This is a genomic window from Labrenzia sp. OB1, assembly GCF_001624695.1.
Classification (GTDB): Bacteria; Pseudomonadota; Alphaproteobacteria; order Rhizobiales; family Stappiaceae; genus Roseibium.
In genome coordinates this window covers 81,400-93,605 of sequence record NZ_JSEP01000017.1, presented here as the reverse complement: position 1 = coordinate 93,605, position 12,206 = coordinate 81,400, and the positions used below count along the sequence as shown (strand labels likewise).

Below are 12,206 nucleotides of genomic sequence, written 5' to 3'. Positions count from 1 at the left end.
TTATTGTATATATCTTCAATCTTGAATTGACTGAACTTTGACTACGACCAGAAAAAAGCCGGTTTTTACTAATTTCACGTGGTGACTTAAAGGTTGAGTAATGGGTTCTGTACAGTTTTAGAAAAATTCTAAAACTCCGGAGGTACGGTGTCCATGAAACGGATCAGGCTACAAGTCGCGGCGCTTGCGTGTGTGCCCATGATTGCCCTTTTTGGTTTCGCAGCGTTGAGTGTCTACGAGAAAGTCGTCGAATTGTCTCATCATGCCTTTATGCAGCCGATGACGAGAATTGCCGAAGACGCCGGCAATCTGGTGCACGAGCTGCAGAAAGAGCGCGGCATTAGTGTCAACTATGTCAAAAGCGACTACGACACCGGCCTCGGTAGCAAGCTGAAAACGCAGCGATCCAATACCGACGCGGCGCTCAAGATATTCGACGACCATCTGGCATCTCTTGAACTCAATGACGATGGCATCATGAATGACCTGAAGCATGTTGCCGAGGAAGTGCACAAGGTGTCGACGGTTCGTGCTGATGTGGACGGGAAAAAACTTCAGGTGAAGGATGTCCTCAAACATTATTCGCACGAAGTGGAAGAATTGATCCATGTCGTTGGGGTCACAACGGAGATTAGCCCTTCGAAAGAAATCACCGGAGAGCTTCTGCCTTACCTGACAATTGTGGAAGCGATGGAGTCCGGTGGACTGGAACGAGCGACGGGTGCGGCCTTGCTGAACGGCTTCAATGCGACGGGTAAGGTCGATGCCATGATCTACAGATCGGTCATCACCAATTATGGTGGTGAAAGTGCCTTCCTGAAAGAATTCAAATCGGTTGCATTGCCCGATCAGAAAGATCTCTGGAAGGCGACCGTCAAGGGCGCCGACGTCGATCAGGCGCTGGCCTGGCGCAAACTGATCCACGAACTGCCTCAGACGCTGGATGCCGGAGGTCTTGAGGGGGCGGTGTGGTTTGCCATGGCAACCAAGCGGCTGAACCTCATGAAGAAATTCTCCGACGAGCTCATTCACAGGGCTGAAGCGGCCGCCGATGCGGATGTCGCCGGGCTTACTCAGCAGGTTTTGTGGATTTCGGTCCTCGCTGTCGTCTTCCTGGGTATGACGCTTGCTCTCGTAATCTGGCAGGTTCGTGCGATCACAAGAACCTTGAGCCGGCAGAGGGACAGCATCTCCGCTCTGGTTGACGGCGATCTGGATGTCGAAATTTCTGATACCGACAGACCGGACGAAATCGGCGATATTGCCCGTGCGGCTACCGTTTTCCGGGACAAACTCAGCCGTCAGCGTGAGATGGAGGCAGAGACGGAGGCCGGTCGGGAGCAACGCCGCAAGCGCGCCGAGCAGCTGGAAAACGCCATCCGCCATTTCGAGACCTCGGTGTCGACGATCCAGGAACAGCTCTCCACGGAGACCGAAGGCATGAGGTCCAGTGTCAGCGAGATGATCAAGATCGCGATGAATGCCGATGAAAGTGCCAAGGCAGCCGATGCCGCGACCGGTCAGGCGAGCGCGAATGTGCAGACCGTTGCGTCCGCCGCCGCCGAGCTGTCCGCCTCCATCGGAGAGATCTCGCGGCAGGCGACCTCCGCAACGGAAATTTCCGCCGGTGCGTCGGAAACAGCAATCGCGGCGGACAGGGACATCTCGCTTCTCGCGGAGACCGCGGACAAGATCGGTGAGGTTGTCGAAATCATTCGGGCGATCGCGGAGCAGACCAACCTTCTGGCCCTGAACGCAACGATTGAGGCTGCCCGGGCAGGTGAAGCCGGTAAAGGTTTCGCGGTGGTTGCCGCGGAAGTCAAGGAGCTGTCCACGCAGACGGCAAAGGCGACCGACGAGATCGCGAGCCAGATCACCGGGGTTCAGAATTCGACCCAGAAATCCGTGGCTGCCATCCGCTCGATCGTCGAGCGGATCCAGGAAGTTCAATCGGTGTCGGAAACCATTTCTGTCTCCGTCGACGAACAAAGCGCTGCGACGAGCGAGATCACCCAGAGCATCACCTCCGCATCGGACGGAGCCACCTCGGCCTCTACCAATGTCGCTGAAGTGTCCAGTTCGATCGATCAGACCCGGGACCAGTCCGAGGTGATGAGCCAGTCCGCCGAACAACTGGGCCTGGTGGCCGCGGATCTTTCCCAGGCCGTCAGCCAGTTTCTCGGCGAAGTGCGCGAAAAGGCGGCCTGAACCGGGTCAGAAATTTCGCGGATCTTTCCCAGGCCGGCGTCTCCTGGACGCCGGCCTCAGGTTGTCGGCCAACTCCTTCGGTCATCAACCCTGTTGAGTGGCCTGAGAAGCAGGGCCCGGCCCCACAGCGGTCATTCCGGACAAATGAGATGCAAGTTCGACACGGGTCCGGAACACAGCCCATCGGCGCGAGCGCGGGTGAGCACGAGACCGTTCATGGTATCCGGGTTGGAAGATGTTCGGTCCTGACCTGTGCGGTGATCAAGTATCGCTGATCGGCGGCTCCAGGTTTCGCGGTATGACCACACCGCTTTGTCCCCATCAATTCCCCGATCCGCGCCTCGCCAGCGCCGCTTTGTTGCTATAATGTTCTTTCAGAGACTTCTCGGCAACCGGACCAGTAAACCATGGCAGACCCGGACGGGTATGACGATGCATTCGACGATCCCTTTCAGCGGGAAGGCGCGGGGGCGGTGCCAACACCTGCGCGGGCGGAAGGCGGGATCGCGGCGCGAGCCATGGCGGCGCGGCGGGGCCCGGATTATCTGACCGGCCTTAACCCCGAGCAGCGGCTTGCGGTGGAAACCACCGAAGGTCCGTTGCTGGTGCTGGCGGGGGCGGGCACAGGAAAGACCCGGGTTCTGACCACCCGGATCGCGCATATCCTGGCGACAGGCCGGGCGCAGCCGTCGCAAATCCTGTCGGTGACTTTCACCAACAAGGCCGCCCGGGAAATGAAGGAGCGCATCGCAACTTTCGTCGGCGGCAATGTGGAGGGCATGGCCTGGCTCGGCACGTTTCACTCCATCTGCGTGAAGATCCTGCGCAAGCATGCCGAGCTTGTCGGCCTCAAGTCCAGCTTTTCCATTCTCGACACCGATGACCAGATCCGCCTGCTCAAGCAGATCATCCAGGCCGAGGGGCTGGACGACAAGCGTTGGACCGCCAAGGCTTTTGCCGCGATGCTCGACGGCTGGAAGAACCGGGCCCTGACACCCGATCAGGTGCCGGAAGGCGAAGCACGGGCGTTCGCCAATGGCAAGGGCCGCAAGCTTTACGCGGAGTATCAGGACCGCCTGTCGATCCTGAACGCCGCGGATTTTGGCGATCTGCTGCTGCATGTCATCACGATTTTCAAGACGCGTGCGGATGTTTTGGCCGAATATCAACGCCGCTTCCGCTATATGCTGGTGGATGAGTATCAGGACACCAACATAGCGCAGTACCTTTGGCTGCGGCTGCTCGCCCAGGGCAATCCCAATGTCTGTTGCGTAGGCGACGACGACCAGTCGATCTATGGCTGGCGCGGGGCGGAGGTCGACAATATCCTGCGCTTCGAACAGGATTTCAAAGGGGCGGAAGTCATCCGGCTTGAGCGCAATTACCGGTCCACCAGCCACATTCTGGCGGCCGCCTCCCACCTGATCGCCTTCAATGAAGGCCGGCTCGGCAAGACGCTGTTCACCGACTTCAGCGAACCGGATCACGATCTGGTTTCTGTCGCTTCCGTGTGGGATTCACAGGAAGAAGCCCGCACGATCGGCGAGGAAATCGAAGCGCTGCAGAGCAAGAACCATCCCTTGAACGAGATGGCCGTTCTGGTGCGGGCGTCTTTCCAGATGCGCGAATTCGAAGAGCGTTTTGTCACGCTTGGACTCAACTACCGGGTTATCGGCGGACCGCGTTTTTACGAGCGCATGGAAATTCGCGATGCCATGGCCTATTTCCGCTGTGTCATGCAGCCGTCGGACGATCTTGCCTTCGAGAGGATCGTCAACACGCCCAAGCGGGGTCTCGGCGATGCCACGCTGAAGCTGGTGCACGGGCTGGCAAGAGCTGAACGCATACCGCTGATGCAGGCGGCCGGCCAGTTGATCGATACGGAAGAACTCAAGCCCAAACCGCGCAACGCCCTGAAAACCGTGCTCGACAATTTCGAGCGCTGGCGGCGTCAGCTCGAGCAGATCAAGCATACGGAGCTGGCGGAAATCATTCTCGATGAAAGCGGCTATACGGAAATGTGGCGGATGGACCGTTCGGCGGAAGCGCCCGGACGGCTCGACAACCTGAAAGAGCTCATCCGTTCGATGGATGAATTTGAATCCATGGCCGGGTTCCTCGAGCATATCGCGCTGGTCATGGACCGGGACAGCGCCGACAGTTCCGACGCCGTGTCCATCATGACGCTCCATTCGGCCAAGGGGCTGGAATTCGACACCGTCTTTCTGCCCGGCTGGGAAGAGGGGCTGTTTCCGCACCAGCGCGCGCTCGACGAGAGCGGTCGCGCCGGGCTGGAAGAGGAGCGGCGGCTTGCCTATGTGGGCATCACGCGGGCGAAAAAGCGCGTAAAGCTCTATTTCGCCTCCAACCGGCGCATTCATGGCCTCTGGCAGTCAACCGTCCCGTCCCGGTTTCTGGACGAACTGCCGGCCGATCATGTGGAGATCGCCGAAGCGTCCTCGAACTACGGCGGATATGGTGGCGGCGGCTACGGTCCTTCGCGTTTCGACAGCCAGGATCCTTTCGACACGGGCAGCTATTCGACACCCGGCTGGCAAAGAGCGCAACGGGCGCGGCAATCCTCTGACGGGTTCAAGGACGGCGGACGCGGTTACAAATCGGCGCGGACGAAACGGCAGGGGCCGCTGACCATCGAAGGGGAACTTGTGGCGCGATCGGTGAGCGACACGCCGTCTGATTTTTCCCTTGGGGAACGTGTGTTCCACATCAAGTTCGGCTACGGAGCCATCAAGTCCATCGAGGGCAACAAGCTGAGCATCGATTTTGAAAAGGCCGGGTTCAAGAAGGTCATCGACAGTTTTGTCGAGCGGCATTGACCGGAATAGGTTCAGATATGCCCTGACCAAATTCGTATCCGGTCGGATAATGACAAAAAACCCGGCCACCAGGCGAATGACGGTTGCCCGAAACACATTCAGACGCTGACTGGATGGGCTCCTGTTGCAGGTCCTCTGGAAACGATACCTGCTCTCTGGTCGTGAGAAGAGCAGGCGTCGTCTGTTCAAACTCTGAAGTCTGCCAGCATCGATGCGACGCCGGATAAGGATTGTTCGCCCGAGTCGTTATATACGGAATCGCTTTGCAAGGTTTCCAGAAGACTGGCCATCAGCTCTTCCATGGGATCGCTCCCCTGTTGGGCCTCGCCGGGAGGCGGCGGAGGGGGATTACCTTCCGCGCGTCCGCCGAGTTCACCGCTTTCGAACATCGCCGCCAATTGGTCTGCCTGCTCCTGGTCAAGTGTGCCGGACTCGACCTGATCGGCCAGCATGGACTCGAAATTCGCCTGCATTTCCTCCTTTGAAGGCGGGCCGGAGCTGAAGTCCGGGACACCGGCCTCCATGCGTTCCGAATGCATCGCGTCCAGGGCGTCCAGCATGGCGTCCTGATCTTCGGATGTGATTTCGCCTGCTTCGACCTGTGCTTCCAGCTTGCTGACGATCTGGTCTCGTGGGGACGCAGCTGGTGGCATTGTGGGCATTGAGCCAATTGACATCATGAAACTGCTCCTGACAGAGACCGGGTGACTGTTGCTTCGGGCACCGTGCGAGGTCAATTGTTAACGTAGTCTTAACCATCTAAAACCTCGATTGCGATGTGTTTCTGCAGGGCCCCTCAGAAACATCCGGAAATATGTTCTACAAATTTCTGGATGAATTTTCCGTCCGTTCAGGCCTATGGTCTGCACATGCAAAGATCGTCCCACATACTGGTCGTTGAGGATGATTCCGAGATCGGGCTGCTGATCAAACGACACCTGGTTTCAAGCGATTTCAGGGTCACCCTGGCGCGCGACAGCGGCGCAATGGATCGTGTTCTGGCCAGCGACAGAATAGACTTGGTGCTGCTCGACATCATGTTACCGGGAGAGGACGGCATAAGCATTTGCCGCCGTCTGCGCGCCACCAGTGCCATTCCGATCATCATTGTCTCGGCTAAAAACGAGGACGTCGACCGGGTCATCGGGCTGGAGATCGGCGCAGACGATTACCTGCCCAAGCCCTTCAATCCCCGGGAACTGACGGCGCGTGTGAAGGCTCTGTTTCGCAGGGTTGATTTGGACGGAATAGTCTCACCCTTTGCGACAGGCATTCTGCGCTTCGAGAACTGGGAAATGGACTGCAAGGCCCGCCGTCTGGTCAACGCGGAAAAAGCGATGATTTCCGTGACGCCGGCCGAGTTCAACCTGTTGCAGGCACTGGCGGAACGCAGCGGCCGCGTTTTGAACAGAGATCAGCTTGTCGAACTGACGCAGGGCCAGTTCGGTGCTTCCAACGGGCGTAACATCGACATTCTCGTCAGCCGCCTCCGGGGAAAGTTCGAAGCTGCAGGAGCTCCATATCAATTCATCAGGACTGTCCGGTCGGGCGGCTACGAATTCGTGCCAGCGGTCACCCGGGAACAATCAGATGATTAAACGTATATGGCCCGAAACCATGTTGCATCAGATCCTGATGCTGATGGTGCTCGCCAGCCTGCTCATGATTCTGGCGGGGACAATAGGCAGATATTTCGTGAAGCAGGCCTTCGACAAAGGCGGATGGCTCATGGAAGGTCATTTCATCAGTGTTGCCGTGTCGAGACTGAATGAGACGCCGGCGCACGGGCGCGGTTACGTGCTTGCGGATATTGAGCGTGAACTTCCGGACCTCATCATCAGGCAGGTTGATGAAAAGGTTCTGACAGCGTTCGGCGTCACGGGTGAAAGCAAGCGTTTCGGTCCGCTCGTCACCGGCGACACGCTGTTCGGAATGCGTCTGGAGCACGTCATAGGACCTGGCGAACAGAGCGAAGATGCGCCACCGGTCCTTTTTTTCCGCCTGCGGGACGGTACTCTTCTAAGTACCGAATGGAGGAATAGCGGTCGGCCGCCGCCGATTTTTGAGATGCTTTTGTATCTGTTCGTCGGGTTTTTGGCGGTTACCGTGTGGTGGTTGATGGTCTGGGCCGCCCGGGGTCTGGTCGGACCGTTGACCGACCTCGCAATCTCCGCCGGTTCCTTCGGCAAAACCTCGACAAATCCCGTTCCTATCCGGGAATACGGCCCCAAGGAGGTGCGTATCGCTGCCCAGGCCTTCAACCGCATGCAACTGCGGATAAACGACATCCTCGAAAAACGGACCCGGATGCTGGCGGCGATCAGCCATGACCTGCGTACCCCTTTAACGCGGCTGCGCCTGCGGCTCGATCTCCTTGAGGAAAGCGAGATCCGGGATCGAAGCCTTGAAGATCTGGAAATCATGGACCTGCAGCTCACCTCTACCTTGACCTTCCTGCGCGACGGGGAGAGCTCCGAACCGTTTCAGCGCATCGACGTTCCCAGCTTTCTGCAATCGCTGGCCGATAAATATTCAGATACCGGCCGGCCGGTAAAAGCCGTATACAAGGCAAATCTGGCAGTCATGGCGCGGAGCCTCGAACTTGAGCGCGCCTTGTCCGATCTGATCGACAATTCACTCAAGTACGCTTCCAGTGCAGAAATCGAAGCCTCCAGAGCCGGGGACTGGATCAGGATCGATGTCATCGATCACGGGCAGGGAATACCCGAGGTTGACCGCGCGCGGCTGCTGGAGCCCTTCGAGCGCGGCGACGGAGCGCGTCAGATCCGCGAGGGCACGGGGTTCGGTCTTGGACTCGCGATCAGCAAGGCAATCGTGGAGGCGGCTTCCGGCACACTGGAGCTTCGCGACTCGAAAGGCGGCGGGTTGACGGTCAGGCTGGAATTTCCCGTCTGTTAGGACGCATCCATCCAATTCACTGGGGATGTGGTCCGGCTTCTTGGCCGATTTGAGCGGCGCGTCATGCGCCTCAAAGGTTCGTTTCCCCGGGCAACAGCATGTTGCGCTCCTTGAGAAACGGATGAATTTCGACTGCCTTCCGGAGCGCGTCCTGACCCAGCTTTACACGTCCCAAGGTCATGAAAATCATTGCTTTGCCGGACAGTGCGCCGAAGTGGCGGGGTTCCAGCTTCAAGGCACGCTCGATGTCCTCCAGACTGGCCTCATAGTCGCCCTGGAGAAACAGGATGAATGCCCGCTGGTTCCAGCCTTCGGAATAGTCCGGCGCCTGCGCGACAACCTCGTCGAGCAAGTCTCTGGCTCCCTGAAAATCATATACGCCGCGCCGCTCCATGGCTTTGTCGATCCGTGCACGGATCTCCGGCGTCGGAGCCGCGTTCAGCCAGGAATACCAGATGTCGTCCTCTATCTTGCGGGCCACCGCTTCATTCGGAGCGTTCTTCAATGCCAGGAACAGGGCGTCCTGTTCGGCGTCGGCTGCGGAGGCTGTTGCCAGTCCCGGACCACACACCATCACGACTGTCAGAACGCAGAGCGCTTGCGTCATGCAGGCGCGTAATTTCGCAAAGATCATCGATAGTTTCCTCTCCTTGTTGAAGGAAATGGAGCACGATGCCGAATTGCCCAGTGTTCAGCTGCTCTGGCATCTGCGTGGGGTTGCAGCTATACCGCTGGCCTCGACCCAACTTTACCAAAGGCACGCATGGACATGAAAACCATCCGGGTGCGGATCACAGCCGCGGAACTGGAAGCCAAACGGATCTCCGAAATTCTGGAGCGCGCTTTCGAGGATGACGGCAATCCGGTGGCGATCTACGAAGATTCAGCGGACGGAAAGACGTGGACGGCGGAAGTTCTGCTTTTCGGCGTGGAGCCTGAGGAGGCTGCGGACACAGTGCGTGACCGGGTCGGTGCGGACGCCTTCGCAGCGCCGCTCAAGGCAGAAGAACTCCCGGATATCAACTGGGTCGCAAAAAGCCTCGAAGGGCTGAAGCCCGTCAGGGCGGGGAGATTTTTTGTCCATGGCGGTCACGACAGGAGCAAGGTGCCGGGAGGCGCTATCGGGCTTGAGATCGAGGCCGCGCTGGCCTTCGGAACCGGACATCACGGCACCACGGCGGGCTGTCTGGAGGAAATCGACCGCTTGCTGTCTCTGAGGGACTACAACAGCATTCTCGATCTGGGCACCGGCACGGGGGTGCTGGCAATCGCGGCGGCGCTCAAGGCGAAGCAGAGCGTTCTGGCGACGGACATCGATCCGGTTGCCACCAGAACGGCGCTGGAAAACGCCCGGCTCAACGGTGCATCGCATCTTGTGCGGGGCTTCACGGCAAATGGCATGGAAGATCGGCGGTTCAGGCTTCAGGGGCCTTTCGATCTGGTGATCGCCAATATCCTGGCGCGGCCGCTCATGAAGATGGCCAAATCCATCGGAGGGCAGATGACACGCGCGGGCACACTGGTGCTGTCAGGCCTCAGGGTAGAGGATGGTCCGCGGATACTGTTTGCCTATGGGTGTCAGGGCTTCGTGCTGGATCGACGCCGGGAAAAGGACGGCTGGCTTACGCTTACCCTTGTGCGCGGGCGGAAGGCCGCTTGAACGGAAAATTCTATAACTCTCTAAATTATCTCGATTTTTCAGTTTTCATATTGAGTCAGATGAAAGCTGGTTGAACTGACACGTTAAGAAAAACCGGCTTTTCGGCCGACTTTGCGGCTCGATGTCGGCAACTCGGCTCCCTGAATCCGGATTGTGATTCACTCAAATCATCGAAGTCGTTGATTTAAAAAGCAAAGAGCCTGCCGAAAATCGGCAGGCTCTTTAGAGTGCACAGTAATTCCAGTTGAGCGTCCTGAGCCCCGTTTCAGGAGCTTAGAAACCGGCGGTCGTCGAGCCTTCGCGCTCAAGCTGCTTGCGGTCATAGCCGTGGGTCGCCAGGGTCGCGTCGTCAAGCGAAAGCAGATATCCGTTGACGTAACGGCGCGCCTGAACGGTGCGTGCTTCTATCATGCGGTCAAGTGCGCGGCGCATAAAGCTGTTTCCGCCGATACGGGTAGAAGTCGTGGTTGCAATGCTCATGGTGATCTTTCCCATCTGAAGTTTAAGAGCTTCCCTAGGGAGAAACGTCTTTTTGTTCTGTTGAACCATATATGCAGATTCGTTTGCCGGAGCGGTAGGCCTGCAAGTGCATGTCAGCCCTGCGCATTTCGCATATGCGAGAAGAAAATGCTGCATTGCGAAGCATCAGGGTCTGGCTCAGGGTTTCTTTCTGTTGAGACGGCAATGGGAGGCATTATCCGGCTTGATCCCGGGCGCGGGCCAAATTAACGTCCGGGCATGTTTCAGACCTTCGACGATCTCAGCGATCCCTCCTGCGGAGCGCCGCATGCGGCCCTTCTCAGGGCAGAACTTTCCCGCCGCGGCCTTGACGGTTTCCTGATCCCCAGAGCCGATGCGCACCAGAGTGAATATGTGCCGCCGCATGACTGCCGTCTTCAGTGGCTGACCGGTTTTACCGGATCGGCGGGCGTGGCGGCGATCCTTGGCGACGATGCGGCGATCTTTGTCGATGGCCGTTACACGATCCAGGTGCGCGACCAGGTGGATCTGGAGATATTTCCGGCACGGCATCTGATCGAGGAACCAGTGACCGGCTGGCTGGAGCAGCGGCTGCAGCCAGGCCAGAAACTTGCTATCGATGCAATGCTACACACGGTGCGGGAAGTCCGGCGTCTGAGGGAGATCTGTGAGCAGGCTGGCGCCGAGCTGGTCACGCTGGATGACAATCCGATCGACGGTATATGGGAGGACCGGCCGGAACCACCGATCGGTCAGGTGTCGCTTTATCCGGTGGACCTTGCCGGCAAGCCTGCGCTCGACAAGATTGCGCAGATCCAGTCCGCGCTCGCGGACAAAAAGGCCGATGCCTGTGTTCTGACCCAACCGGATTCGATTGCCTGGCTGTTCAACATCCGAGGTTCGGATGTCAGCCATACGCCGTTGCCGCTTTCCTTCGCGACGGTGCCCGTTGACGGCAAGCCGTCGCTTTACATCGACGGACGCAAGCTTTCCAATTCGGCGCGTGATGCCTTGACGGATCTGACCGAACTGGCGGAACCTGAAGACTTCAAGAAAGGGCTGAGTGCCCTCGGCGCGGCCGGTGCGAGTGTCATGATCGATCCCGGCTTGGCGGGGATCGGTATCGCGGAGGCGATCACGCGAACAGGGGGTACGCTGGTGGAGGCTCAGGACCCGGTGCTTCTGCCCAAGGCGGTAAAGAACGACGTTGAACTGAACGGCGCCCGTGAGGCGCACGTCAGGGATGCCGTTGCGTTCGTGAACTTTCTGTGCTGGTTCGATGCGGAAGTTCCCAAAGGGGCGCTCGACGAAATATCGGTAACGGAAAAGCTGGAAGAGTTCCGCAGCGAGACAGGGGTTCTGAAGGATGTTTCGTTCGACACGATTTCCGGAGCGGGGCCGAACGGCGCAATTTGCCACTATCGTGTCAGCCGGGCCAGCAATCTGAAAATTCCGCTCGGCAAGCCGTTTCTGATCGATTCAGGCGCTCAGTATCTGGATGGCACCACGGACATCACCCGTACGCTTGCCGTCGGAGAGACAAGCGCGGCCATGAAAAAGCACTTCACGCTGGTGCTGAAGGGACATATCGCGATTTCGTCCGCCAGATTTCCGAGGGGAACGACCGGCGCCCAGCTCGACACGCTGGCGCGTATCGCGCTCTGGAACGCAGGGCTCGACTATGACCATGGAACCGGTCACGGCGTCGGCGCGTACCTCAGCGTCCACGAAGGACCGCAGCGTATTGCCAAGACGGGCACGGTCCCGCTTCAACCGGGCATGATCCTCTCCAACGAACCGGGATACTATCCTGCGGGAGACTACGGCATCCGTCTGGAGAACCTGGAGGTGGTCACGGAAGCATCGGACATTTCCGGTGGCGAACGTCCGATGCTGGGCTTCGAAACGCTGACCCTTGTTCCGATGGATTTGCGTCTGGTTGACTTGTCCTTGCTGACGCAGGCGGAACGGGACTGGCTGAACCGCTATCACGACAAGGTGCGGGAGAAAATTTCTCCTCTCCTAGGGGAAAAAGAGTGTGAGTGGCTGGTGCGTGCCACAAAGTCAGTTTAGATATTAAGGGGCTGATCCAGATCGGCCCC

The 12,206-nt window shown here is 58.5% G+C and carries 9 protein-coding genes; 6 read left to right on the top strand and 3 right to left on the bottom strand.

Annotation, left to right across the window (positions count from 1 at the left end; all coding sequences use genetic code 11):
- Window positions 1-153 precede the first annotated feature (153 nt).
- Window positions 154-2,208, top strand: a complete 2,055-nt coding sequence (locus OA90_RS20270) for a nitrate- and nitrite sensing domain-containing protein (protein ID WP_068416513.1) — start codon at window positions 154-156, stop codon at window positions 2,206-2,208.
- 407 nt (window positions 2,209-2,615) lie between these two features.
- Window positions 2,616-5,045, top strand: a complete 2,430-nt coding sequence (locus OA90_RS20265) for a UvrD-helicase domain-containing protein (RefSeq protein WP_068416510.1) — start codon at window positions 2,616-2,618, stop codon at window positions 5,043-5,045.
- A 185-nt stretch (window positions 5,046-5,230) separates the two neighbouring features.
- Here OA90_RS20265 and OA90_RS20260 read toward each other — a convergent pair whose 3' ends face one another.
- On the bottom strand, window positions 5,231-5,725 hold the full coding sequence (locus OA90_RS20260) for a hypothetical protein (RefSeq protein WP_156510575.1): 495 nt from the start codon (window positions 5,723-5,725) through the stop codon (window positions 5,231-5,233).
- 153 nt (window positions 5,726-5,878) lie between these two features.
- On the opposite strand from OA90_RS20260, the gene OA90_RS20255 reads away from it, so the two are divergent.
- The gene (locus OA90_RS20255) at window positions 5,879-6,643 is read left to right on the top strand and encodes a response regulator (protein WP_244274679.1); all 765 of its coding nucleotides are present in this window, start codon (window positions 5,879-5,881) and stop codon (window positions 6,641-6,643) included.
- Entirely contained in the window at window positions 6,636-7,964 is a 1,329-nt protein-coding gene (locus OA90_RS20250; RefSeq protein WP_082837171.1) for an ATP-binding protein, read from the top strand. The genes OA90_RS20255 and OA90_RS20250 overlap by 8 nt, the downstream gene beginning before the upstream one ends.
- A 70-nt stretch (window positions 7,965-8,034) precedes the next feature.
- Here OA90_RS20250 and OA90_RS20245 read toward each other — a convergent pair whose 3' ends face one another.
- Window positions 8,035-8,598: a tetratricopeptide repeat protein gene (locus OA90_RS20245; RefSeq protein ID WP_082837170.1), complete on the bottom strand. Its 564-nt coding sequence runs from the start codon at window positions 8,596-8,598 to the stop codon at window positions 8,035-8,037.
- 129 nt (window positions 8,599-8,727) lie between these two features.
- Here OA90_RS20245 and OA90_RS20240 point away from each other — a divergent pair, with 129 nt between their 5' ends.
- Window positions 8,728-9,624 carry a 50S ribosomal protein L11 methyltransferase gene (locus tag OA90_RS20240; protein WP_208986217.1) on the top strand — a complete coding sequence of 299 codons (897 nt, stop codon included), beginning with the start codon at window positions 8,728-8,730 and terminating at the stop codon, window positions 9,622-9,624.
- Window positions 9,625-9,897: 273 nt separating this feature from the next.
- On the opposite strand, the gene OA90_RS20235 is transcribed toward OA90_RS20240, so the two are convergent.
- Window positions 9,898-10,104: a hypothetical protein gene (locus OA90_RS20235; protein ID WP_068416621.1), complete on the bottom strand. Its 207-nt coding sequence runs from the start codon at window positions 10,102-10,104 to the stop codon at window positions 9,898-9,900.
- 258 nt (window positions 10,105-10,362) lie between these two features.
- Here OA90_RS20235 and OA90_RS20230 point away from each other — a divergent pair, with 258 nt between their 5' ends.
- Complete coding sequence (locus tag OA90_RS20230) at window positions 10,363-12,177, top strand: aminopeptidase P family protein (RefSeq protein ID WP_068416501.1); 1,815 nt, start codon at window positions 10,363-10,365, stop codon at window positions 12,175-12,177.
- Window positions 12,178-12,206 lie beyond the last annotated feature (29 nt).

Coding starts and splice junctions, on each gene's coding strand:
- OA90_RS20270 (WP_068416513.1), top strand. CDS start 154: ATGAAACGGATCAGGCTACAAGTCGCGGCGCTTGCGTGTGTGCCCATG.
- OA90_RS20265 (WP_068416510.1), top strand. CDS start 2,616: ATGGCAGACCCGGACGGGTATGACGATGCATTCGACGATCCCTTTCAG.
- OA90_RS20260 (WP_156510575.1), bottom strand. CDS start 5,725: ATGATGTCAATTGGCTCAATGCCCACAATGCCACCAGCTGCGTCCCCA.
- OA90_RS20255 (WP_244274679.1), top strand. CDS start 5,879: ATGAATTTTCCGTCCGTTCAGGCCTATGGTCTGCACATGCAAAGATCG.
- OA90_RS20250 (WP_082837171.1), top strand. CDS start 6,636: ATGATTAAACGTATATGGCCCGAAACCATGTTGCATCAGATCCTGATG.
- OA90_RS20245 (WP_082837170.1), bottom strand. CDS start 8,598: ATGATCTTTGCGAAATTACGCGCCTGCATGACGCAAGCGCTCTGCGTT.
- OA90_RS20240 (WP_208986217.1), top strand. CDS start 8,728: ATGGACATGAAAACCATCCGGGTGCGGATCACAGCCGCGGAACTGGAA.
- OA90_RS20235 (WP_068416621.1), bottom strand. CDS start 10,104: ATGAGCATTGCAACCACGACTTCTACCCGTATCGGCGGAAACAGCTTT.
- OA90_RS20230 (WP_068416501.1), top strand. CDS start 10,363: ATGTTTCAGACCTTCGACGATCTCAGCGATCCCTCCTGCGGAGCGCCG.